This is a genomic window from Novosphingobium sp. (genome assembly GCF_040398825.1).
Classification (GTDB): domain Bacteria; phylum Pseudomonadota; class Alphaproteobacteria; order Sphingomonadales; family Sphingomonadaceae; genus Novosphingobium.
In genome coordinates, this window is sequence record NZ_JBBATI010000035.1 from 12,905 (window position 1) to 35,661 (window position 22,757).

The 22,757-nt window shown below is 65.4% G+C and carries 19 protein-coding genes; 4 read left to right on the forward strand and 15 right to left on the reverse strand.

Going from position 1 to position 22,757, the window contains the following annotated elements:
• Positions 1-46: 46 nt before the first annotated feature.
• A complete protein-coding gene (locus ABWP89_RS15130; protein ID WP_353230315.1) occupies positions 47-1,384 on the reverse strand; it encodes an ABC1 kinase family protein in 1,338 nt (445 codons plus the stop codon).
• A complete protein-coding gene (locus tag ABWP89_RS15135) occupies positions 1,384-2,601 on the reverse strand; it encodes an FAD-binding domain-containing protein (RefSeq protein WP_353230317.1) in 1,218 nt (405 codons plus the stop codon). The genes ABWP89_RS15130 and ABWP89_RS15135 overlap by 1 nt, the downstream gene beginning before the upstream one ends.
• A gap of 518 nt (positions 2,602-3,119) precedes the next feature.
• Between ABWP89_RS15135 and ABWP89_RS15140 the strand changes: the two genes are divergently transcribed.
• Genes ABWP89_RS15140 through ABWP89_RS15150 form a run of 3 tightly spaced genes read left to right on the forward strand, consistent with a single transcriptional unit; the run spans position 3,120 to position 7,631 of the window.
• Complete coding sequence (locus ABWP89_RS15140; protein WP_353230318.1) at positions 3,120-4,493, forward strand: carbohydrate porin; 1,374 nt, start codon at positions 3,120-3,122, stop codon at positions 4,491-4,493.
• Positions 4,494-4,540: 47 nt separating this feature from the next.
• Positions 4,541-6,286: an ABC transporter permease gene (locus tag ABWP89_RS15145; protein WP_353230319.1), complete on the forward strand. Its 1,746-nt coding sequence runs from the start codon at positions 4,541-4,543 to the stop codon at positions 6,284-6,286.
• A gap of 37 nt (positions 6,287-6,323) precedes the next feature.
• Positions 6,324-7,631 carry an ABC transporter ATP-binding protein gene (locus ABWP89_RS15150; RefSeq protein ID WP_353230345.1) on the forward strand — a complete coding sequence of 436 codons (1,308 nt, stop codon included), beginning with the start codon at positions 6,324-6,326 and terminating at the stop codon, positions 7,629-7,631.
• On the opposite strand, the gene ABWP89_RS15155 is transcribed toward ABWP89_RS15150, so the two are convergent.
• From ABWP89_RS15155 to ABWP89_RS15185, 7 genes are read right to left on the reverse strand one after another with little or no spacing between them, the layout of a single operon-like run.
• The gene (locus tag ABWP89_RS15155) at positions 7,632-9,272 is read right to left on the reverse strand and encodes an AMP-binding protein (protein ID WP_353230346.1); all 1,641 of its coding nucleotides are present in this window, start codon (positions 9,270-9,272) and stop codon (positions 7,632-7,634) included.
• Between the two features lie 32 nt (positions 9,273-9,304).
• Positions 9,305-9,778 (reverse strand): cytochrome C, encoded by a 474-nt coding sequence (locus ABWP89_RS15160; protein WP_353230320.1) that lies wholly within the window; start codon positions 9,776-9,778, stop codon positions 9,305-9,307.
• Positions 9,779-9,780: 2 nt separating this feature from the next.
• Complete coding sequence (locus ABWP89_RS15165; RefSeq protein WP_353230321.1) at positions 9,781-10,263, reverse strand: c-type cytochrome; 483 nt, start codon at positions 10,261-10,263, stop codon at positions 9,781-9,783.
• Positions 10,260-10,808 carry a methylamine dehydrogenase light chain gene (locus tag ABWP89_RS15170; RefSeq protein WP_353230322.1) on the reverse strand — a complete coding sequence of 183 codons (549 nt, stop codon included), beginning with the start codon at positions 10,806-10,808 and terminating at the stop codon, positions 10,260-10,262. Before ABWP89_RS15170 ends, ABWP89_RS15165 begins: the two co-directional genes overlap by 4 nt.
• A 3-nt stretch (positions 10,809-10,811) precedes the next feature.
• Complete coding sequence (locus ABWP89_RS15175; protein WP_353230323.1) at positions 10,812-11,402, reverse strand: redoxin family protein; 591 nt, start codon at positions 11,400-11,402, stop codon at positions 10,812-10,814.
• Positions 11,402-11,905 carry a MauE/DoxX family redox-associated membrane protein gene (locus tag ABWP89_RS15180; RefSeq protein ID WP_353230325.1) on the reverse strand — a complete coding sequence of 168 codons (504 nt, stop codon included), beginning with the start codon at positions 11,903-11,905 and terminating at the stop codon, positions 11,402-11,404. The genes ABWP89_RS15175 and ABWP89_RS15180 overlap by 1 nt, the downstream gene beginning before the upstream one ends.
• The gene (locus ABWP89_RS15185) at positions 11,905-13,095 is read right to left on the reverse strand and encodes an amine dehydrogenase large subunit (protein WP_353230326.1); all 1,191 of its coding nucleotides are present in this window, start codon (positions 13,093-13,095) and stop codon (positions 11,905-11,907) included. Before ABWP89_RS15185 ends, ABWP89_RS15180 begins: the two co-directional genes overlap by 1 nt.
• Before the next feature lie 143 nt (positions 13,096-13,238).
• Here ABWP89_RS15185 and ABWP89_RS15190 point away from each other — a divergent pair, with 143 nt between their 5' ends.
• Positions 13,239-13,904, forward strand: a complete 666-nt coding sequence (locus tag ABWP89_RS15190; protein WP_353230327.1) for a TetR/AcrR family transcriptional regulator — start codon at positions 13,239-13,241, stop codon at positions 13,902-13,904.
• A 61-nt stretch (positions 13,905-13,965) separates the two neighbouring features.
• On the opposite strand, the gene ABWP89_RS15195 is transcribed toward ABWP89_RS15190, so the two are convergent.
• The 6 genes from ABWP89_RS15195 to kdpA form a co-directional block, all read right to left on the reverse strand.
• Positions 13,966-14,586, reverse strand: a complete 621-nt coding sequence (locus ABWP89_RS15195; protein WP_353230328.1) for a hypothetical protein — start codon at positions 14,584-14,586, stop codon at positions 13,966-13,968.
• A gap of 316 nt (positions 14,587-14,902) precedes the next feature.
• The gene (locus ABWP89_RS15200) at positions 14,903-15,583 is read right to left on the reverse strand and encodes a response regulator (RefSeq protein ID WP_353230329.1); all 681 of its coding nucleotides are present in this window, start codon (positions 15,581-15,583) and stop codon (positions 14,903-14,905) included.
• On the reverse strand, positions 15,580-18,303 hold the full coding sequence (locus ABWP89_RS15205; RefSeq protein ID WP_353230330.1) for a DUF4118 domain-containing protein: 2,724 nt from the start codon (positions 18,301-18,303) through the stop codon (positions 15,580-15,582). The genes ABWP89_RS15200 and ABWP89_RS15205 overlap by 4 nt, the downstream gene beginning before the upstream one ends.
• Positions 18,300-18,881: a potassium-transporting ATPase subunit KdpC gene (gene kdpC / locus ABWP89_RS15210; RefSeq protein WP_353230331.1), complete on the reverse strand. Its 582-nt coding sequence runs from the start codon at positions 18,879-18,881 to the stop codon at positions 18,300-18,302. The genes ABWP89_RS15205 and kdpC overlap by 4 nt, the downstream gene beginning before the upstream one ends.
• A gap of 18 nt (positions 18,882-18,899) precedes the next feature.
• A complete protein-coding gene (kdpB, locus tag ABWP89_RS15215; protein ID WP_502915303.1) occupies positions 18,900-20,906 on the reverse strand; it encodes a potassium-transporting ATPase subunit KdpB in 2,007 nt (668 codons plus the stop codon).
• Positions 20,907-21,045: 139 nt separating this feature from the next.
• Entirely contained in the window at positions 21,046-22,749 is a 1,704-nt protein-coding gene (kdpA, locus tag ABWP89_RS15220; protein ID WP_353230347.1) for a potassium-transporting ATPase subunit KdpA, read from the reverse strand.
• Between the last annotated feature and the right edge of the window lie 8 nt (positions 22,750-22,757).

Consider the following 22,757-nt stretch of genomic DNA (forward strand, 5'->3'; position numbering starts at 1 on the left):
CGTCGGGTGAGGCTGGGGCGAAAGGTGCCCGCACAAACCAAACCGGTCAATCGTTGTCGGTGTGTCCCACCGCTTGCCCGGCATATGGCGCAACCATCGCCTTTAGCGGCATGTGCGCGGCCAGCCGGACCGCCAGCAGCACGGTGCCGCTGATCTTGCGCTGCACAAACAGCGCCTCGGCCGGGGGCACATGCCAGCTGGCACGATCCTGCGCGATTTCGGGGATTTCGGCGCGGATACGATCGACAAAACTGCGATCGGCAAAATCGAAATCGTCGGCGCGGTCGATCTGTTCCAGGATCACCGCGATGATCCGGTCGAGCGCGGGGCCGTGGCGTTCGAATTGCGCCGCCGACATAAAGCCGACCTCGATCAGCGCGGCGCGCACCCCGGCGGCATCGCCGTGAAACCCCGCCGACAACAGCGCGGCATAACCCTGCTGTACCTGTGGCGGCACGCTGCGTGCCGCACCAAAATCGAGCGCGACAATCGTGCCACTGTCGGGTTGCCAGCGGTAATTGGCAAAATTGGGATCGGTCTGCATAAAGCCGAACACGAACAATTCGCGCAGCACCAGTTCCAGCAACGCCTGCATCGCGCGGTCGCGCACACCCTGCGGCGCGCTATCCAGCAGGTCGATCGGCCGCGCATCGATGAAATCCATCGCCAGCACGTTGGGCCCGGTCAGTTCCAGCAGCGGGCGCGGCACAACAAAGCGCGCATCATCAGCCAGCAAATCGGCATAGCGGGTCATCTGCGCCGCTTCGCGCAGATAGTCCGCCTCTTCGTGCAATTGCAGTTTGGCCTCGGCCAGCAGCGGGGCGATGTCCAGCCCGGCGGGCAGCAGGCCGGAAACCTTCAACAGCGTGGCGACATTGTCGACATCGGCATCGATGCTGCGCGCCACGCCCGGGTATTGCACCTTGATCGCCAGCACGCGGCCGTCGGGCAGTTCGGCGCGGTGGACCTGGCCGATCGATGCCGCCGCCAGCGGGCGCGCATCAAACCGGCGGAATTTGCGTCGCCAGCCCAGTCCCCATGCTTGCGTCAGCACTTTTTCCAGCTGGGCCGGGGGCATGGTGCTGCCGGATTCGCGCAGGCGCGCCAGGATCTGCGTCAATTCGGGCGGCAGCAAGTCGCCCGCGTCGAGCGAGATCATCTGCCCCAGCTTCATCGCCGCGCCGCGCAGCCGCGCCAGTTGGTCGGTAACGCGTACGGCATTGGCCGGGGTCAGCAGCAGATCGGCCATGCGTGGCCGTTCGCCCGCGGCCAGCCGCCGCGCACCTGCGGCCACGACCCCGCCGGCCACACCCGCGGCGAGCTGGCCAAAGGCACCAAGCCGGGCCAGCCGTCCGGCGGGAACCTTGCGCGCATCGCCTGTCATCAGCTGTTCCTTGGCTTCAGCCCGGCGGCTGCGATCAGTTCGGGGATACGCGTGCGCAGGGCGAAAAATCCGCGCGTGGTGTGGGGCCAGGCGTTGCGGTCCCATACCCGCACATGTTCGGCAAGCGCAATGCCATCGCGCCGCAATGCCCCGCGTGCGGCGATCACGCTATCGAGCGCCGGGCCGACCGCAGCGCGCCCTGTCAGCACCTGGCCGCATCCGGCCTCTATCGCCAGCGCGGCCAGCGCCACCGGCCCGGTGACGCGCAAGGCCGGCACGCCCCAGTTTGCGGCGGCACGGGCCAGCGCATCATCGGTGGCGGCGCGATCGGCACATGCGGCGCGGTCGCTACGCGCGGGATCATCGCAGACCACCACCGCGCGGATCGGCAGGTGCGCGATGGCCGGTTCGGTTTCCAGCGAACAATCCTCTGGCGTGATCCACAACAGCGTCGGCAGATCGGCCAGCGCGGCCAAAGGTTCGCGCGGGCGTGCGGCGGCCGGTGGTTCAGGGCCGTCGGGAACGAGCGCCCGCGTGGCGAGGCCGGCGGGAGAGAAACGCCCGCCGGTCATCCGCGCGATGCGGTCGGCATCAGCCAGATAGGTTTTGCCGCGGGTGTGCAGCCCGGCCACCCACCGCCACGACAGCGTGTTTGATGCCGGGTCGGCATCGATCAGCGTGTCATGAAAATGCCGCGCGCCCAGTTCCCACGGCAGCCCCAGCGTAAAGGTCCAGATCGATGCAACCTGCATGCGCGCCCAGTTGTGGAGATAGCCGGTCGCCGCCAGCTCGCCTATCCAGTGGTCGAAACAGTCGATGCCGGTTTCACCGCGGATGGCCGCGAGGTGCCGCGCCGCCAGTTCATCATCGTGCACCAGCCGCGCATCGATGCGGTCGAGCGCACCCAGCCAGTCGTGCCAGACCGAAGCGCGCGATTCCAGCCACCCTTTGAAATAGGTGCGCCAGAACACCTCGCTGACAAAGCTGTCGGCGGCGGCGCCATGGCGCGCCAGCACCGGCGCCAGCACTTCGGTTTCGGACACGCTGCGCCGGCGCAGTGCCGCTGACAGCCGCGACACCGCGTCATGATGGCCGGGGCCGTGATCGGCGTTGCGCCCGCTGGCATAGGCCGCGCCGGCGCGTGGCACAAACGCATCCAGCCGGGCCAGCGCGTCTGCGCGGGTGACCGGGTGGGGTGGGGATGTGGGCGTGGACAAACCGTTGTGGCCTCAAACGGGGTGGGGGCGCCCGTCGGTTTACGCCGGAGCGGTGGAAACCGGCGCGGATCAGCGTCGAAGGGAAGGGGAAGGACGCCGGCCCGCGCCGGGGATGCATGTTGCGCATCCCATGGGTAGTGGGGAAGAACAACGGCATCCCCTTTGCTGGGTTGGCGCCGGCTGCTCAACCTGCCTGAAGGGGCACGCGCGCGGTGCGGATGCGGTTGGTGCGGCGACCGCTGGCGACGGTCTGCCCGGGGTTGCTGGACAGCGGCGAGCGGTATAGGGCGGGGCGATCGAATCGGCGCCATGGTGACACGCGATTGTCATGAAACCGTTCCATCGTTCTGCAGTTCAAACCATCCGGATTGCTGGCTTTTTCGCAAAGCTGCTGCGTCCCTTTCACCGCCTTCGCGCTTTCACCCCAGCCATCGCACGCACCCTGCGCTGGCAACCACCGGGATCACGGACCTGCCCATGACGCGCAATTCCGATCAAACGTCCTGCGAGGGCGAGAGTTGCGCGAACCGGCCGCCCCGCTTGACCGTCGGCGTGCCCGCGCGCGGGTAACGCTGGCGCTGTGGTGTGCCGTCGCGGCGCCCGGTCTGGCGCGCGCGGCTGATGATACCCCGCCCGCACCACCTGCCGAAGCCGGGCCGCAGCGATTTGCCGTGCATGCGCAGGGCACCTTTACCGTTCAGGCCACGCCCGGCTTTCCTTCGCCGTATGTGGGCGCGCAAAGCCTGACCCCGCACCAGGCAAAGGAAACCGCCGATGTCACGGTCTATGCCGGGGTGCGACCGTGGCGGGGGGCAGAGCTGTGGGTCAACCCCGAAATCGATCAGGGCTTTGGACTGTCAAACACGCTGGGCGTTGCCGGGTTTCCCAGTGCAGAGGCCTATAAGGTCGGCAGCCGCGCGCCCTATTTCAAACTGCCGCGGCTGTTTCTGCGCCAGACCATCGATCTGGGCGGGGATGCGGCGCCGGTTGCGGCCGGCGCCAACCAGCTGGCAGGCGCGCAAACGGCCAACCGGCTGGTGATCACGCTGGGCAAGTTCGGCGTGGTCGATGTGTTCGATACCAACCGTTACGGGCATGATCCGCGCACCGATTTCCTCAACTGGGCGGCGATCGATGCCGGTGCATTCGATTATGCGGCGAATGCCTGGGGCTATACCTTTGGCGGCGCGGTGGAATGGTATCACGCCGCGTGGACAGTGCGCAGCGGGCTGTTCAACCTGTCGAAACAGCCCAACCAGCCTTCGCTGGAAACCGGGTTTCAGCAGTATCAGCTGGTGGGAGAGGTTGAACACCGCCAGTCGTTGCACGGGCACCCTGGCGCGATCCGGCTGGGCGGCTATTACACCCACGGCAATCTGGCGCTGTTGCGCGATCTGATCGCGGCGCATGACCGCACCGGCGTGATGCCCGACAACGCGTCGCTGCGGCACATGAATGGCCACGGCGGTGGGTATCTGTCGATCGATCAGGAATTGAGCGCGACAGTCGGCGTCTTTGTCCGCGCCAGCGCCGGCGATGGCGTGACCGAGGCGGATGATTTCACCGATATCGACCGCAGCGTGTCGATCGGCGCGCAGATCGCCGGGTCGGCCTGGCGCCGCACCACCGACAAGGTGGGCGTGGTCGCGCTGGCCAACGGGATTTCCCGTACGCGCCAGATTTTCCTCAACCTTGGCGGTCTGGGCACGCTGGTGGGGGATGGCCGTCTGCCGCACCCGGGCCACGAATGGATTGGCGAAGGCTGGTACCAGCTGGGCGTGCTGTCGGGGGTGACGTTGACGGCGGACTATCAGGTGATCGCCAACCCGGCCTACAACCGCGATCGCGGGCCGGTGCACGTGTTCGGATTTCGGCTGCATGCGGCGGTGTGAGCAGGGCCACCGGGGCGGGTGGCAGACATTGAGGAAGCGGATGCGCCATGAGCCCTGATCGCAACAGCGCGCGCCCGCTGCCGGCGTTTTCGCGGATGTTGCGGCTGACCCGGCCCAACCGCGAAGACGTGATCGCGCTGGTCATCCTGGCTGGCCTGGGCGTGCTGTTTTTTCGCGCGGGCGAGGGCGCGGTTGCACCGCTGTCAACGCTGCGGCTGGAACCGGTGCAGCTGAACGCATCATATCTGCCCTATTACGCGCTGCGCACGGTGTTGCGGATGTTTGCCGCGCTGCTGGCCTCAACCGTGTTCACGCTGGTGGTGGCGACGCTGGCCGCGCGCAGCCGCCGCGCCGGGCAATTGATCGTGCCCGCGCTCGACATCCTGCAATCGGTGCCGATCCTGGCGTTCCTGACCTTTACCGTCACGTTTTTCATGGGGTTGTTTCCGGGCAGCGTGCTGGGGGTAGAGGCGGCATCGATTTTCGTCATTTTCACCAGCCAGGCGTGGAACATGGCGTTCAGTTTCTATCAGTCGCTGCGATCGATCCCGGTCGATCTGGAGGAAGCGACGCAAGTCTATGGCCTGTCGCCGATCCGCCGGTTCCTGAAGCTTGATCTGCCCTATGGCACCCCGGCGCTGGTGTGGAACGCGATGATGTCGATGTCGGGCGGCTGGTTCTTTGTCGTCGCATCCGAAGCGATCACGGTGGGCAACACCACGGTCACGCTGCCGGGTATCGGATCGTATCTGGCGGTGGCCATCGAACGGCAGGATTTTCGCGCGGTGGCACAGGCGGTGGGCGCGATGGCGCTGGTGATCCTGGCCTATGACCAGCTGTTTTTCCGCCCGATCGTGGCCTGGGCCGACCGGTTCCGCTTTGAAATGGTGGCATCGACCGAACGCCCGCAATCGTGGGTGTTCGATATCTTGCGCCGCACGCGGTTGCTGCCGGTGCTGCTGGCGCCGCTGGGCGCGATCGGGCGCCTGCTGCTGGCGTTCGAACCGCGCGTGGCCCGCCGCCGCGCGGTGGATAGCAGGCGCAGCCACCCGGCGTTTGAATGGCTGTGGCAGGCGTTTGTGGTCACGGCGGTGCTGGGCGCTCTGCTGCTGACCGGGCGCAGCGTGATGCGCTATCTGGAATGGCACGATGTGGTGACGGCGGTGCTGCTGGCGTGCCTGACGATGATCCGTGTGCTGGTGCTGATCGTGCTGGCCAGCGCGCTGTGGGTGCCGATCGGAGTGTGGATCGGGCTGCGCCCGGCCTGGGCCGAACGGTTGCAGCCGCTGGCGCAGTTCCTGGCCGCGTTTCCCGCCAACGTGCTGTTTCCATTTGTGGTGATCGGCATCGTGCGGTGGAATCTGACGCCCGATATCTGGCTGTCACCGCTGATGATCCTGGGCACGCAATGGTACATTCTGTTCAATGTCATCGCCGGGGCCAGCGCCATTCCCACCGATCTGCGCGAAGCGGCCGACATGTTTCATGTGCGCGGCTGGCAATGGTGGCGGCAGGTCGCGATCCCGGGGATTTTCCCCTATTATGTGACCGGCGCGCTGACCGCGAGCGGCGGATCGTGGAACGCGTCAATCGTGGCGGAGGTGGCCAGCTGGGGCAACCACAAGCTGGTCGCGCGCGGCCTGGGCAGCTATATTGCCGAGGCGACCACTGCGGGCGACTATGCCCGCGTGGGGCTGGGCATCGGCGTGATGTGCGTGTTTGTGCTGGGGTTCAACCGGCTGTTGTGGCGGCCGTTGTATGCCTATGGCGAACGCCGCATGCGGTTGACATGATTGTGTTTTGTCCGTTGATTGCAGGAATGATCCGATGATGGCCAGTGCCGCACCCGCCGAAAAGCACCTGCTGGTAGAGGTCAAGGGCCTGCGCCATTTTTACACGGGTGAGGAACATCTGGTCCTCGACGATGTCAATCTGGAACTGTCGCAGGGCGAAATCGTCGGGCTGCTGGGCCGGTCGGGGTCGGGCAAATCGACGCTGTTGCGATCGATCGCCGGGCTGATCCGGCCGAGCGAAGGCGTGGCACGACTGGTGCCGGGGCCCGATGTGCCCGATCCGTCGGTGGCGATGGTGTTCCAGACCTTTGCGCTGTTTCCCTGGCTGACCGTGCTGGAAAACGTCGAACTGGGGCTGGAGGCGATGAAGGTGCCTACCGCGCAGGCGCGTGCCCGCGCGATCGCGGCGATCGACCTGATCGGGCTCGACGGGTTTGAAAATGCCTATCCCAAAGAACTGTCGGGCGGGATGCGCCAGCGCGTCGGGCTGGCGCGCGCGCTGGTGGTCAATCCGTCGCTGTTGCTGATGGATGAGCCTTTTTCCGCGCTCGATGTGCTGACCGCCGAAACGCTGCGCACCGACTTGCTCGATCTGTGGGCAGAGGCGCGGGTGCCGATCAAATCGATTCTGATCGTCACGCACAACATCGAAGAAGCGGTGCTGATGTGCGACCGCATCCTGGTGTTCAGTTCCAACCCCGGGCGCGTGGTCGCCGAAATCCGTGTCGATCTGCCGCAGCCGCGCGACCGGCTGGACCCGGCGTTCCGCGTGCTGGTCGATGATATCTATGCGCGGATGACCGCGCGCACCGAAATCAACGCGCCGATGCGCGACGGGCTGGTGCCCGCCAACGGCATTGCCATGGTGCTGCCGCGCGTATCGACCAATTCACTCGCCGGCCTGATCGAAGAGGTTGATGGCACGCCGTTTGACGGCAAGGCCAGCATGTCGGAACTGGCGGATTCGCTGCAGTTAGAGGCGGACGAACTGTTCCCGATGGCCGAAACGCTGCAATTGTTGCGCTTTGCCGAATTTCGCGGGGCGGAACTGGTGCTGACCCCGGTGGCGCGGCGCTATGCCCAGGGCGACGTTGACCAGCGCAAGGCGCTGTTTGCGCAGGCATTGGCGCAACACGTGCCGCTGGTGCAGCATATCCGCCGCGTGTTGGACGAACGCGCCAGCCACGAAGCGCCAGCGCGCCGCTTCCGCGACGAGCTGGAAGATTATATGAGCGAGGATTACGCCGACGAAACGCTGCGCACGGTCACACTGTGGGGCCGCTATGCCGAAGTGTTCGCCTATGACGAAGACGCCGACCGGTTCAGCCTGGAGGATGCGCATTGATCAGGGCGTGAGTGTCCGGGCTTTCAGTTCAGCCTCCATCATTTTGCGCATCTCGAACTTTTGCGCCTTGCCGGTGACCGTCATCACGAACGCTTCGACCACGCGAATGTGACGCGGAACCTTGTAGTGCGCGATGCGGCCGCGACAATGCGCCAGCACGTGATCGGGGGTGAGCACGGCCCCGGCGCGGGCGATGATCCAGGCGCATACTTCTTCGCCAAAACGCTCATCCGCCACGCCGAACACCTGCGCATCGGCGATATCGGGGTGGTCGAGCAGGAATTCCTCGATCTCGCGCGGGGAAATGTTTTCGCCGCCACGGATGATGGTGTCCTTGATCCGCCCGGTGATCCGCACATAGCCGTCTGCATCGATCGTCGCCAGGTCGCCCGAATGCATCCAGCCGTCGGCATCGATGGCATCGGCGGTGCGCTGCGGATCGTCCCAATACCCCTGCATCACCGCATAGCCGCGTGCGCAATATTCGCCCTGTTCGCCCAGCGGCAGCGTTTGCCCGTCCAGCCCGACGATCTTCGCCTCTGCATGCGGGTGCACCCGCCCGACCGACCCCACGCGGGCTTCGATCGGATCGTCGGTGGCGGTCTGCGTGGTCAGCGGGCTGGTTTCGGTCATGCCATAGCCGATGGTCACCTGATCCATGCCCAGTTGGGTCATCACCGCGCGCATGGTGACCATCGGGCAGGTTGATCCGGCCATGATCCCGGTCCGCAACGAGCCGATTTCGGTCTGCGCCAGCGCCGGATGGCCCAGCAGCGCGATGAACATCGTCGGCACGCCATACAGCGCGGTGCAGCGCTCTGCCGCCACCGCCGCCAGCACGGCAGCAGGGTCAAACGCGTCGGACGGATAGACCACCGCCGCGCCGCTGGTCACGCTGGCCAGATTGCCCAGCACCATACCGAAACAATGGTACAGCGGCACCGGCACGCAAATGCGGTCAGCGGGCGACAGTTTCAGCGTGCGCGCGGTGAAATAGCCGTTGTTGAGGATGTTGTGGTGCGTCAGCGTGGCGCACTTGGGCAGGCCGGTGGTGCCGCTGGTGAACTGGATATTGATCGCATCGTGCGGGTTGAGACGCGCCTCTGCCGCCGCGATCGCGGCCGGATCGGCGGGTATGCCCAGGTCTGCCCAGCGCAGGCATCCATCGTGCACCGCATCGCCCAGCGTCACCACCAGCCGTAGTTGATGGGTCTGCGCGGGCCAGATGTCGCGCAGCATTGCCAGGTAATCGCTGGTCTTGAACGCAGTGGCGGTGACCAGCGCGCAGCAGCCGGCCTTGGTCAGCGCAAAGGCCAGTTCGCTGGTGCGATAGGCCGGGTTGATGGTGACCAGGATCGCGCCGATCCGCGCAGTGGCATGCTGGATCACCGCCCATTCGGCACAATTGGGTGCCCAGATGCCCACCCGGTCGCCATGGCCCACACCATGCGCGATCAGCCCGGTGGCGATGCGGTCAACCTGCGCATCCAGTTCGGCCCAGGTCCAGCGCAGATTCTGGTGCCGCGATACCAGCGCCAGCCCGTCGCCCCAGTCCTGTGCCGCACGACGCAATGCCGCGCCGATCGTGTGATCGATCAGCGGCACATCGGTCGGTCCATGGGCGATCGAAAGCCCGCTCATCATCGCCTGTTCGCCCCCCATTTATCGGTCTGTCAGCGTGCGGGCGCAAATCCTGCGACCAGCCGTGTCCGCGTTTCCACCCGGTCCAGACGCAGCGGGATTTGCCGCAATTGCCCCAGTTCTGCCGGGGTGTAGGGCCGAAAATGCGCCGGTACGTGCGCGGTGTCAAACCGGTACAGCGTCCAGTTGAGCAGATTGGCCAACCGCGCGTCATCCAGATTGGTGGTCGCCACGCCCGGCACCCGGCCCAGAAATTCGCGCCCGCCCGGCACCGACAAAAACCGCGCCACCACCCCGCGCAACGGCGGGTTCGACCGGTCATCGCCGCTGCCATCGGGGCGGTGGCAGCCCTGGCATTTCAGCATGTAATCGACATGCGCCTGTGCATCATCGCTGACCCCGGGCAGTGAACCGGCAGCAACCGGTGCAGCGCCTGCCAGCGCGGCCGGGATCAGCAGGGTCGGGATCAGCAGGGCCGGGATCAGCAGGGCCGGGCGCACGATCATGGTCAGCCGCCCGTTGCGGACAACGTGGCATGCAATGCCGACAGATCGGTCGGGGCGACTTTGGCGGCATCAGCCAGATAACCGGTGACTTCGGCAGCGGTAAACAGGTTGAACGGCGGGCCATCGTGGCTGATGCGTGTGCCGATATGGTTCAGCACCGCCGCGATGTCCTTCGCATCCAAGCCTGATTGCGCAGGCATCACGTTGCGATAGGCCACGCCATCGACCGTCAGCGGGCCCATCATCCCGACCCGGACCACCAGCGCCAGATAGCGACGCCCCGCAGGCTTTGACGCCATGACCCGCACATCGCGGTTCAGCGCGGGAAACGCGCCAGGCAGGCCTGCGCCGGTCGCGGTATGGCAGGCCGAACACCGGCCATACAGCGATGCGCCGTCCGGGGCCGCAACTGGCGCAGCATCCTGCGCCGACGCCATTGCGCCCATCATCAGCGCCGGGACGATCAGCGCCAGCGCGATTTTCATCGCGGGGTGTCCAGCGCCACGCCGACAATGACCGCTGTCGAACAGTTGTAGATGCTGCTCTGGGTGCCCAGGCACCAGTTGTAATCGTTGTTGGATTGCGTGCGCACTTGCGGGCGGTCGCCTTCGTTGCGGTTGCACAGGCATTGCCCGCACGAACTCGTCCCGCAACAATCGTTGTAACTGATGATATAGGCGCGGTTGTCGGCGGGGTTGGTGCACGTGCCAATCCATGTGATCGGGCTCATTTCGGTGCCCGGCGGGCAGGCATTGACCGCGCCGCCGCAGCACGTGCACAAAAACCCGTCGATCGCGCAATAGCGCCAGTAATCGCACGATGTGCGATCACCCGGGTCCTGAATATTACCCGATGTCACCGGCTGATGCGCCGGCCCTTCTGGATGGGTGGCGGCGCGCGCCACCGGCAGCACCGGGAATGCCGCCGCCCCGGTCAGCCCCAGGCCCAGTTTCGCCAGCAGGCTGCGGCGCGATGTGCCGCGCGCGATGCCGCGCGTCAGGCGTTCGGCGATGGTATCCAATCCGGCCATGGCTCAGGCTTCCCCATTGCGTTTGGCAAGGAATTCCTGGATCGACGCGACCCCGTGTTCCTTGGCGACAAACAGACTTTCCAGATGTTCGCGGCTGTTGACCAGCCCGGTTGACGCGACTTTCCCCAGCTCGTCCAGCAGCACTGCATAGGGCAGCTTTGATACGCCGAACGCGCGGCCCAATGCTTCGGACAGCACCATCGGCATATCGTCAATGCCGTGCGCGCGCGCCAGTTGGGCATAGGCGGGCGCTGCGCCATCACCGGCGATGACGATATCCAGCCAGCCTTGTTCGGCCCGCGCGGCCGACCGCACCACCGGCAACAACGATTTGCACACCGGGCAATCGGGTGAGGCAAAGAACAGCAGCTGGCTGCGGCCATCGCGTTTGCCGCCGATGGCGATCTGTGCGCCGCTGGTGGTGGTCAGCGTCATGGTGGTGGCAGCTTCGCCCACTTTTGCGCTTTGCGGCAGGGTCAGCGCGCCCGCTGGGGCGATGCGTTCGTGCAGCACGCCGATCTGGCGCGCCAGCGCGGCAATCAGCAGCGCCTGCACGATTACGGCCGCCCACAGCAAAACTTGCGACACTACCATTACGACGTCCTCCACCGGGGATACGGGATCGCCAGAATTTCCGTGGCGGCGAGATAGAGCGCCAGACCGCCGCACGCGGCCAGCACATCGATGGCCAGCATGCCGTCATCCTGCACAACAAATTGCGGCACCACGATGGAGGCCAGCGCCAGCACGGCCAGGACCAGCGGCCGCGCAACCTGTGCCGTGCCCACCGCACGCGGCCGCGCCACCAGATCGCATCCGCAATCGAGCACCGCACCGCGCCGGCGCCACAGCGCCCCGGCGTAGACCGCCCACAGGCCTGCCGCCGTCGCCGCGCCAATCACCGTCGCACCCGGCAACACCAGGCACAGCGCGGCAATCGCCTCCACCGCGCCGGCCAGCACGGTCAGGATCAGCGCCGATGGCCCGGTCACGCCCGCCAGCCGGCCGGTCGCCATGATCATGCGGTCGGGCGCCTGCAGCTTGTGCGCCGCAGACAGCGCCAGCACGGCCGCCAGAAACAGGGTAATCGCCAACATCATGGTACCGGGGTGATCACGATCGGGCTGAACGCCAGTGTCGCGCCCAGCGTGCGCACAAACGCACCGGTCACCGCATCATAGATATCGACGACGCCATCGGCGCGCGCCACCACCAAATGCGGATGATCTTCGCGCGTTACGGCGATGGCGGTTGAGGTCGCTTTCAGCGCGAATCGCGCGATGCGGGCCTTTTTCACCGGGTCAAACACCCACACTTCGCTGCCGCCATCCTTGTGGCTGCCTTCGCGGCCATTGGGGCTCATCAGGATATACAGGTGCCCGGCGGCATCGGAATTGATCACCTGCCATCCGCCCGGGCGCCATTCGGGCGCGGCGCCGGGGGCGGTGCCCACGCTGAACGGGCCGGGGATCACCTTGGGCATTGTTGCCGAAAAATCGAAACCCTGGATCAGCCCGCGCTGGCCGACAAACCATGCCGTCTGCCCCACCCAGGCCGGGGTGCTGAACAGCGCCTGGTGGTCGATATCCTGCACAGCCTTGATCGTGGCGGAGCTGGCCACCTTGCCCTGGTCGTCCAGCGCCACGCTGAACAGCGATCCATCGGCGCAAAAACTGGAAAAGCCGCGTGTGCCGGTCGGGTAGATCTGGGAACAGCCGGGCAGGTCGATATCGCTCAGCACCTTGCGCGCATCCAGATCAACCACGCTGACCGATTGCGCCGGGGTGAAATTGGCGATGAGCGCCCATTTTTCGCCATTGGTGAACTGGAACAGCTGCGGATAAGTCACCGACTGCTGACGCTTGCCGCCGGGCAGCACCACTTCGCCCTTTGGCTGCAGATCGGCCATCGACCACAGCGTGATGGCATCGGTGCGTTCACCGCGGGTGAGCCGGGGATAAAATGTTTCGGCGGTCAGGATTTCGCCGCGCTTCACCGACAGCAGCGAACTGCCGAATTGCGAATTGCGGATCAGCCCCTTTAACGGCTGGTTGTCCGACGCGGTATCCACCACCACCACGCGGCCATCGATGATCGCGTTGAAATTGAAATCGTTGATCAGCACCCAGCTTTTTGGCCAGACCGCTGGCAGGGCGGTGACCGCCGGCATCGGCTCGGCCGGCAGCGGCGCAGGCGTGGCAGGCGCAGCCAATGCTGCCAGCGGTATGGCCCCCAGCAACAGCCCGGCTGAAACCCGCCTGAAAATTCCCGTTGGCCCCTGGCGCATCACAACGCGTCTCCACCCTGACATCGGCGCGCGGCCCGGTTGCGGGCCGCACTCTGGGCCACAGGATGCGCAAAGTCGATCAAACTTGTCAACCGACCTAAATTCAATTATCGCACTCCGGGATAATCACGCTGGGGATACCGATGCAGCAGACCGATGCCGCCGTGGCGCAAGTGCCCGATCTGATTATGCCCGAACGCACCAGTGGCTATACCAAGGGGCATGACACGCGCGAAATGATCCTGCGCACTGCGCTGGCGATCCTGATCGATGAAGGCTGGCACGCGATGTCGATGCGCCGGGTGGCGGCCGCCTGCGCGATAAAACTGGGCAATCTGACCTATCATTACCCCACCCGCGAAGACCTGGTGCGCGCGCTGCTGGATGCGGTGACCGCCGCCTATGAACACGAATTCGATGCCTTTTTGCGGCAAGAAGGGCTGACCCCGGCGCAGCGGTTGGAACGCTATTGCACGCTGGTGCTGGATGATATCCCGGCGTTGAAAACCACCCGGCTGTTCCCCGAATTGTGGGCACTGTCGAACCATGATGCGTTTGTCCACGACCGCATGCACGAATTGTATGCCCGCGCGCGCGCCCCGCTGAACGATATCATCGCCGACATGCGCCCCGATCTGGCGCGTGGCATATGCGAAACGCTGGCGCTGTTCATTTCGTTCGCGATGGAAGGGTCAACCGTGTTCGCCGGCCATGGCAAACCGTTCACCGGCCAGATGGGGATGATCAAACAGATCGCGCTGCGCGGGTTTGCCGATCTGGTGCGCGATTATCGCCCGGCGGCATGCTGATCGCGAATGCCGCGCGTTTCCGCCGGGCCCGTTGCATCGGACCCGGCGGAACCATCGGCAATCAATGCGCTGGCGGGGTTGCGGTGGCAGCGGGCATTGCCGGTGCGGCGGTGGTTGCCGGTGCTGCCACGGTTGGTTCGGTCGCCGGGGCGGGTGTCGCCACTGGTGCTGCCGCGGGCGTAACCGCCGGTTGTGCGGCCTGCGCGGCCAGCGCAGTCTTGATCTGTTCGTCGGTCAGGATGTTGGGACCCAACTGTTCCTTGGTCAATGATTTCCACAACTTGGTCGAAAAATCATCATCGTGCGCGATATCGAACACCGGCATGCCTGCCCAGAACCCGACGCGGATGTTGCATTGGACATAGGTGATCGACCCCGGTTTCAGATTGAGCGCCACGCCGTCCTTGACGTTGCTGCCACCGGCATAGGTGTGCGGGCCAGGTTCAGCGACCAGAATGGCAAACCGCCCCGGGGGCAACGAACTGATCTTTGTGCCATTTTCCGACGGCGCACAGCTGATGGCCGATCCGGCAAAGCCCGCCTTGCGGAAAAACACCACTTCGGCCTTGCCCGCCGGCGGAGTGGGCACAACCACCTGTTCCGGGGTGGTTTCCGTCGCCATAGCGGGGACAGCGATCGCCAACGACGCCAACAGCACCGCACCATTCCACAATTTACGCATTTGACCCCCAGGTGTTATCCAACCATTCCGGGACCGGGGATAAGCAAAGGTTTTCAACCTTTCAACCGGTCTTGCGTCAAACGATCAAAAAAACCTGAAAATATCCCGCGCCATTTTGATTGGAAAAGACCAATTGCAAAAAACGGCTGTGCAAGAGGGTTGTTTGCACGGCGCCGGACGTGCGCACCGTGCAATTGCAATTATTGTACGCGGGTAATTGCCATCACAATGGCCCGAACCAAGATATTCATTAAATTTCGGACATGTTTTTCATCCGATTTGGACTAATATTTGCGCGCCTTACTTGTCGGATCGATCATCCGACCAACCTGTATCCAACCCCCGGTTCGTTGCGCAGCAAGTGGGGTGTGGCGGGGTCGGCCTCCAGCTTTCGACGGATACCGCGTGCGGCGACGCGCAAATATTCCACATCGTATTCGTGGCCAGGGCCCCAGACGGCGCGCAACAGGTGCGCATGGGTGATTACCCGGCCGGGATAGCGCGCCAGTTCGGCCAGCATGGCGTATTCCTTTGGCGTCAGGTGCACTTCGGCGCCGGCGCGGAACACCAGCCGTTTGGCCAGATCGATGGTGACATCGCCCAGTGCGACCGTGTCGGTGGTGGTGGTCGCGTGCCGGCGGTGGCGCAGTGCGGTACGCAGCCGTGCGTGCAGTTCCTCGCTGTCGAACGGTTTGGTCAGGTAATCATCGGCGCCCAGGTCCAGCGCGGCAACCTTTTGATCGGTTTCGCCACGTGCCGACACCACGATCAGCGCGGGTCCCGCCGCCTTGATCAGCGGCACCAGTTCCAGCCCGTCGCGATCGGGCAGGCCCAGATCGAGCAGCACCGCATCGGGCTTGTCGATCGCCAGCGCGGCCAGTGCGGCGCGCGCATCGGTGGCCTGGATCACGTCATAGCCGGCGCGGGTGAGTGCGGCCAGCAACAGCCGTCGGATCGCCGCGTCATCCTCCACCACCAGCACGCGCAGCTGGGTCACGCCGCATCCCCTGCATCCATGACGCGCAGATGGGTTTCATCGAAATGGATGGTGAAACAGGCGCCGGTCTGGCCATCGGGCAGGTCGGTGCGGTTGCTGGCGGTCACGGTCAGGCCCATCGCGGCGCAAAATCCGCGCACGATGGCCAGCCCCAGTCCGGTGCCGTGCTTGCGGTCGGACCCGGCGATGCGGGCAAAGTTTTCAAACACTTTGGTTTCGTCTCCGGCCGGCAGCCCGGGCCCGTGGTCCATCACCATCAGCGCCAGGTGGCCCGGATCGCGCCGTGCGGCGATGGTGATCGGGGTGCCGGGATCGCCGTATTTCGCCGCATTGTCGATCAGATTGATCAGGCATTGGTGAAACAGTTGCGCATCGACCAGCACGAACGGCAAATCGGGCGACACCGCCATGTCGATCGGATTGGCGATCAGCAGCCGGCGCAGATCGTGCGCGGCGCTGGCGATGGCATCGGCCAGATCAACCGGTTCGCTGCTGCGGATCAGCGCGCCGGCCTCTATCCGCGCCATGTCGAGCAGATTGGCCACAAAGCCACGCAGCCGCATCGCCTCTGCCTGCGCGCTGGCCAGCTGGCCGGCCTGTACCGCATCGACCGGCGTGATCGCATCCAGATTGCCGATGATCGCGGTGAGTGGCGTGCGCAGATCGTGGCTGACCGATGACAGCAGCGCGGTGCGCAGCCGGTCTTGTTCGCGCAATTTGCCCACGCTGGCCATTTCACGTTCCAGCGTGATGCGTTCGAGCGCCAGGCCGGCCTGATCAAGCAGGCTGGACAGCAGCGGCATTTGATCGGTGCGCAGCGGCGCGGCGGTGTCATCGCGCGCAATGCCCAGCACCCCCAGTACGCGGCCGCCACCGTTGATCGGCGAAAACAGCCATTCGCACGCGGTCAGCGTGTCGGACCCGCGCCCGGCGCGGCGGTTGTGGTCCACCGCCCAGCGTGCAGCGGCGTATTCCAGCGTGTCCATGCGGTCTTCGGGCGGGATCGCCGCGCGCACCACCAGATTGGCGTCTTCGGGCAGCATCAGCACCGCGCGCACATCGATCATCCGCGCGACTTCGGCGCACAGCACCTGGCCCAGCTCCGCGTCGGTGGTGATCGCGGTCAGGTGGCGGGCAAACCCGGCCAGCGCGCTGTTTTGCGCCGCGCTGCGCCGCGCCAGCAGCGCATGATCGCGCACCCGCGATGCCATCTGGCTGACCAGCACGGCAATCCCCAGCAGCACCATCACCGTGATCAGGTTTTGCGGATCGGTGATGGTAAAGGTGTAGAGCGGCGGGATGAAAAAGAAATTGTAGGCCAGCGAACTGGCAAGGCCTGTCACCAGCCCGGTGCGCAGGCCATGGCGGGTGGCCGCGACCAGCACCGGCAGCAGATACAACAGCGCGACATTGGTCACATTGCCCAGCGCCGCGATCGAATACCCGACCAGCGTGACCAGCGTCACCAACGCCAGCGCGATGGCATAGCCCGCCGGCGTGCCCCAGCGGCCGGCCACCGGCCGGGTGGCCTTGCCCGCATGCGGCCGGTCCGTCTTGCTGTCGGTGCCGGCGTCGTCCAGCGTCAGCACATGGACCGCCACACCCGATGTGTGCCGCACCATGTGATCGACCACCGATCCATGGCGCCATTCGTGCCAGCGCGACCGGCTGGCCTTGCCCAGGATCAGCTGCGTCGCGCGCGATTGGTCCAGAAATGTCGTCAGCCCTTCAGGTATCGTTTCGGCGGGGATCGACGCGGTCTGCGCGCCCAGGTGCTGCGCCAGTTCCAGCGTGGTGGCCAGCGCGCGCGCATCGCGATCGGCCAGGCCCAGGTCGCGCACGGTTTCGACATGCAGCGCGGTCCACGGCGCGCCCAGCGCATCGGCCATGCGTTTGGCGCTACGCACCAGCCCGGCCGCGCCCGGGTGTTCGGAAACCGCCACCACCAGCCGTTCGCCCGCGGCCCATTTGCCGCCCAGCGCATGCGCGCGCACATGGTCGAGCATTTGCGCATCGATCGCCTGCGCCGCGCGGCGCAGCGCCAGTTCACGCAGGGCCGAAAGGTTTGATTTTGAGAAAAAATGCGCCAGCGCGCGGCTGGCCTCTTCGGGAACATAGACTTTGCCGTCACGCAGCCGTTCGATCAGTTCATCGGGCGGCAGATCAACCACCGCGATTTCGGCGGATTCCAGCACGCGATCGGGCAGGGTTTCGCGCACGCGGACGCGGGTGAACGAGGCGACGACATCGTTCAGGCTTTCCAGATGCTGGATGTTGAGCGTGGAATAGACGTCGATCCCGGCGTTCAGGATTTCTTCGACATCCTGATAGCGTTTGTCGTGGCGGCTGCCGGGGGCATTGGTGTGTGCCAGTTCATCGACCAGCACCAGCGCGGGTTTGCGCGCCAGCACGGCATCGATATCCATTTCTTCCAGGCTGCGGCCGTTGTGGTCGATCACCTTGCGCGGGATAATTTCGAAACCCGTGGTGCGCGCGACCGTTTCGGCACGGTTGTGGGTTTCCACCAGGCCGATCACCACATCGACGCCGGCTGTGCGGCGGCCGGCGGCGCTGTCGAGCATTTCGCAGGTTTTGCCAACGCCAGGCGCCGCGCCCAGAAACACTTTCAGCCGCCCGCGCCCGGCGTGGCCGGCCGATCCGGTGCCCAGCGCGAGTGTGCGCAACAGGGCATCGGGATCGGGACGGGCGGCGTCGTTCATGGTGCGGTGTGTGTGCCAGACGCCGGCAAATTGTCGAGCGCGAGATTCAGCTGCAGCACATTGACATGGGGTTCGCCGATAAAGCCCAGCAACGGCATGACTGTCGCGTGATCGACCAGTGCGGCCACCGCTGCCGGCGCCAGGTGGCGCGCGGCGGCCACGCGTGTCACCTGCCACTGCGCGGATTGCGGGGTCACGTCAGGGTCCAGCCCCGACCCCGATGTGGTCAGCATGTCGGCGGGGGCGCCGGGATTGGCGCGCACATCGGCGGTCACCCGGTCGATCAGCGGTTTTGCCGTCGGGCCCAGGTTCGATCCGCTTGACGCGGTGGGATCATACCCCTTGCCGGCGGCCGACGGGCGCGGGTGGAAATAGCGGTCCCCGGAAAACCCCTGGGCGATCAGGGTGGAACCGATCACCTGGCCATGGCGCGTTACCAGTGACCCATTGGCCTGATCGGGGGCGATGACTTGCGCCAGCCCGGTGATCACCGCCGGATAGGCCAGGCCGGTCAGCGCGAACATCAGCACGGTCAGCACGATGGCCGGACGCGCGGCCTGGGTAATATCATTTAACATGGCAAAATGTCCCTTGATTCAGGCAAGATGGAGCGCGGAAACGGCCAGATCGATCGCCTTGATGCCGATGAACGGGGCAATCAGCCCGCCCACGCCATAGACGGCCAGGTTGCGCGCCAGCAGCGCGCCGGCACCTGCGGGGCGATAGGCCACGCCCTTCAGCGCCAGCGGCACCAGCACCGGGATGATCAGCGCGTTGAAGATGATCGCCGACAGGATCGCGCTTTGCGGGCTGGCCAGGTGCATCACGTTGAGCGCGCGCAGGCCGGGGTACAGCACCACGAACATCGCCGGGATGATCGCGAAATATTTGGCGACGTCGTTGGCCACCGAAAACGTGGTGAGCGCGCCGCGCGTCATCAGCAGCTGTTTGCCCAGACCCACGATTTCGATCAGCTTGGTCGGGTCGCTGTCAAGATCGACCATGTTGCCCGCCTCACGCGCGGCCTGGGTGCCGGTGTTCATCGCCACGCCAACATCGGCCTGCGCCAGCGCCGGGGCATCGTTGGTGCCATCGCCGCACATCGCCACCAGCCGGCCGCCCTGCTGTTCCTTGCGGATCAGCGCCAGTTTGTCTTCGGGCGTGGCCTCGGCCAGGAAATCATCGACCCCGGCCTCGGCCGCGATCGCCGCGGCGGTCAGCGGGTTGTCGCCGGTGATCATCACCGTGCGGATGCCCATGCGGCGCAGTTCCAGGAACCTTTCGCGCACCCCGGCCTTGATCACGTCTTTCAGCGCGATCACGCCCAGCAGCCGGCCGTTTTCCGATACGCCCAGCGGGGTTTGGCCCAACCGCGCGATTTCATCGGAATTGCGCACCAGTTCAGCCCGGGCTGCGTCGCTGGCCTGCGGATTGGCGCGGATGATGGAATCGATCGCGCCCTTCTGGATCAGGCGGTCGCCGGTTTTCAGCCCCGACAAACGCGTCTGTGCGGTGAACGGGATCACCTCTGCCCCGGCGGGCATTTCGGCAGACAGGCCATGGCGTTCGCGGGCCAGGATGACCACGCTGCGGCCTTCGGGGGTTTCATCGGCCAGGCTGCCATACAATGCGGCACTGGCCAGTTCGGCCATGGCGACGCCTGCCAAGGGGCGGAATTCCGATGCGGCGCGGTCGCCCACGGTGATCGTGCCGGTCTTGTCGAGCAGCAGCACATCGATATCGCCGGCGGCCTCCACCGCGCGGCCCGATTTGGCCAGCACGTTGAACCGCACCAGCCGGTCCATCCCGGCAATGCCGATGGCCGACAGCAGCGCGGCGATGGTGGTCGGGATCAGCGTGATCAGCAGCGCGGCCAGCACCGCCACCGCAATCCCGCCACCGGCATAGCCGGCAAACGCGGGCACGGTCGATACTGCGACCAGAAAGATAATTGTCAGCCCCACCAGCAGGATTGTCAGCGCGATTTCGTTGGGGGTTTTCTGCCGCTGCGCCCCTTCGACCAGCGCGATCATGCGGTCGAGAAAGCCCTGACCCGGTTCCTGCGTCACACGCACACGCACAAAGTCTGACACCACGCGGGTGCCGGCGGTCACCGCGCTGCGGTCACCGCCGGCCTCACGGATGACGGGGGCGGATTCGCCGGTGATCGCGGCTTCGTTCACCGATGCCACGCCGAACACCACTTCGCCGTCGGCGGGGATCAGATCGCCGGTTTCCACCAGCACTTCATCACCGCGCGCCAGCTTGCTGGCGGGCACGAGTTCAAAGCCATCGCCCGATCCTTTCAGCCGTTTGCCGGCCAGTTCGCTGCGCGATGCGCGCAGGCTGGCGGCCTGGGCGCGGCCGCGCCCTTCGGCCAGCGCCTCTGCAAAGGTGCCGAACAGCACGGTCAGCCACAGCCAGACGATCAGCTGCAGTTGAAAGCTGATGGCCAGGCCGCTGTTGCCGACGAACAGCAGCACGGTCAGCAGGGTGGCGACCACGGCGGTGGTAAACATCACCGGGTTGCGGATCAGATCGCGCGGATGAAGCTTGCGCACCGCTTCACCCATGGCGGGAAACACCAGCGCGGGCGCGAACATCGATGTGGGTGTGGTGGAGGACATGAAAGTCTGATCCCTTTCAGAGCATTTTCGAGGCTGGTGGAACCTGCCGATTCGAAAAATGCGGCAAAACAAGAATCTAGAGCGCTGCTCCGATGCAATCGGAGCCAAAAGCGCTCTAGAACGTGGTGCCGGCCAGCATCGCCATGTGTTCGGCAATGGGGCCAAGCGCGAGCGCGGGCAGAAAGGTCAGGCCGCCGACAATCAGGATCACCGCGATCAGCAGACCGATCCACAGCGGCCCGGTGGTGGGGAACGATCCGGCGGATTCCGGCGTGTGCTTTTTCTGGGCGAGTGATCCGGCGATCGCCAGCACCGGCACCATCATGAAAAAGCGCCCGATCCACATCGCCACCGCCAGCGCCCCGTTGTAATACGGCGTGTTCGCGCTGATCCCGCCAAACGCCGAACCATTGTTGCCGGTGGCGGAGGTGAAGGCGTACAGGATTTCGGAAAACCCGTGCGGGCCCTTGTTGAGCGGCCCGGCTAGGCCCGCCGCCAGCACGCTGGACAGCGCGGTGCCGCCCAGGATGCACAGCGGCAGCACGACAATCGCCAGCACCGCCAGCTTTACCTCGCGCCCTTCGATCTTTTTGCCGACATATTCGGGCGTGCGGCCGACCATCAGCCCGGCGATAAACACCGCCAGCAGCGCGAACAGCAAAAAGCCATAGATGCCCGAACCAACCCCGCCGACGACGATTTCACCCAGTTCGATGTTGAACAGCGGGATCAGGCCACCCAGCGGCATGAAACTGTCGTGCATGGCATTGACCGCGCCGCAACTGGCCGCGGTGGTAATGGTGGCGAACAGCGCGCTGGCGGCCGCGCCAAAGCGCACCTCCTTGCCCTCCATATTCGGGCCGGGCAGGCCGATGTGGTGCAGCAGCGGATTGCCGCCCGCCTCTTGCCAATAGACGACGCTGACCCCGGCGACGAACAGCACCATCATCGCCGTCAACACCGCCCAACCCTGGCGGGTATCGCCCACCGCCTTGCCAAAGCACCAGGTGAGCCCGACGCCGATCGCAAAGATCGACAGCATTTGCAGCAGATTGATCAGCGCGGTGGGGTTTTCATAGGGATGCGCGGAATTGACGTTGAAAAATCCGCCACCGTTGGTGCCCAGCATCTTGATCGCCTCCTGACTCGCGATCGGCCCCAGCACCAGTGTCTGGTGCGCGCCTTCGACAGTGGTGGCATCCACGCTGCTGGCAAAGGTCTGCGGCACACCGCCGGCGACCAGCGCCCCAGCATAGACCAGCGAGATCGGCAACAGCAGATAGAGCATGACGCGCGTCATATCGGCCCAGAAATTGCCCACAAACGGCGTCTGCCGCCGCGCAAAGCCCCGAAACAGCGCAAACGCCACGGCAATGCCGCTGGCCGCGGACAGGAAATTGTGCGGCACCAGCGCCAGCATCTGCGACAGGTTCGACAGCGTCGATTCCCCCGCATAGGCCTGCCAGTTGGTGTTGGTGACAAAGCTGATCGCGGTGCTCATCGCCAGATCGGACGACAGCCCGGGCAGCGCGCGCGGGTTCATCGGCAGCACGCCCTGCAACCGCAACACGGCAAAGGTGGCCAGCGCGGTCACCACCTGAAACAGCAGCATCGCCAGCGCATATTGGCGCCAGGTCTGTTCGCGCTGGGGATCGACGCCGGACAGGCGGTAAAACCCGCGTTCGACCGGGCCCAGCACGCGAGTCAGCACGGTATCGCGCCCTTCGTACAGCGCAAACAGCCAGAGCCCGACCGGTTTGGCCATCGCAAAGCAGGCCGCAACAAAGACCAGGATCAGCGCCCAGCCGGAAAGTGTCATGCCCGCAG

Excerpts from the sequence above, each read along its gene's own strand:
- ABWP89_RS15130 (WP_353230315.1), bottom strand. The coding sequence starts at position 1,384 with ATGACAGGCGATGCGCGCAAGGTTCCCGCCGGACGGCTGGCCCGGCTT.
- ABWP89_RS15145 (WP_353230319.1), top strand. The coding sequence starts at position 4,541 with ATGAGCCCTGATCGCAACAGCGCGCGCCCGCTGCCGGCGTTTTCGCGG.
- ABWP89_RS15150 (WP_353230345.1), top strand. The coding sequence starts at position 6,324 with ATGGCCAGTGCCGCACCCGCCGAAAAGCACCTGCTGGTAGAGGTCAAG.
- ABWP89_RS15155 (WP_353230346.1), bottom strand. The coding sequence starts at position 9,272 with ATGAGCGGGCTTTCGATCGCCCATGGACCGACCGATGTGCCGCTGATC.
- ABWP89_RS15160 (WP_353230320.1), bottom strand. The coding sequence starts at position 9,778 with ATGATCGTGCGCCCGGCCCTGCTGATCCCGGCCCTGCTGATCCCGACC.
- ABWP89_RS15165 (WP_353230321.1), bottom strand. The coding sequence starts at position 10,263 with ATGAAAATCGCGCTGGCGCTGATCGTCCCGGCGCTGATGATGGGCGCA.
- ABWP89_RS15170 (WP_353230322.1), bottom strand. The coding sequence starts at position 10,808 with ATGGCCGGATTGGATACCATCGCCGAACGCCTGACGCGCGGCATCGCG.
- ABWP89_RS15175 (WP_353230323.1), bottom strand. The coding sequence starts at position 11,402 with ATGGTAGTGTCGCAAGTTTTGCTGTGGGCGGCCGTAATCGTGCAGGCG.
- ABWP89_RS15180 (WP_353230325.1), bottom strand. The coding sequence starts at position 11,905 with ATGTTGGCGATTACCCTGTTTCTGGCGGCCGTGCTGGCGCTGTCTGCG.
- ABWP89_RS15185 (WP_353230326.1), bottom strand. The coding sequence starts at position 13,095 with ATGCGCCAGGGGCCAACGGGAATTTTCAGGCGGGTTTCAGCCGGGCTG.
- ABWP89_RS15190 (WP_353230327.1), top strand. The coding sequence starts at position 13,239 with ATGCAGCAGACCGATGCCGCCGTGGCGCAAGTGCCCGATCTGATTATG.
- ABWP89_RS15195 (WP_353230328.1), bottom strand. The coding sequence starts at position 14,586 with ATGCGTAAATTGTGGAATGGTGCGGTGCTGTTGGCGTCGTTGGCGATC.
- ABWP89_RS15205 (WP_353230330.1), bottom strand. The coding sequence starts at position 18,303 with ATGAACGACGCCGCCCGTCCCGATCCCGATGCCCTGTTGCGCACACTC.
- kdpC (WP_353230331.1), bottom strand. The coding sequence starts at position 18,881 with ATGTTAAATGATATTACCCAGGCCGCGCGTCCGGCCATCGTGCTGACC.
- kdpB (WP_502915303.1), bottom strand. The coding sequence starts at position 20,906 with ATGTTCGCGCCCGCGCTGGTGTTTCCCGCCATGGGTGAAGCGGTGCGC.
- kdpA (WP_353230347.1), bottom strand. The coding sequence starts at position 22,749 with ATGACACTTTCCGGCTGGGCGCTGATCCTGGTCTTTGTTGCGGCCTGC.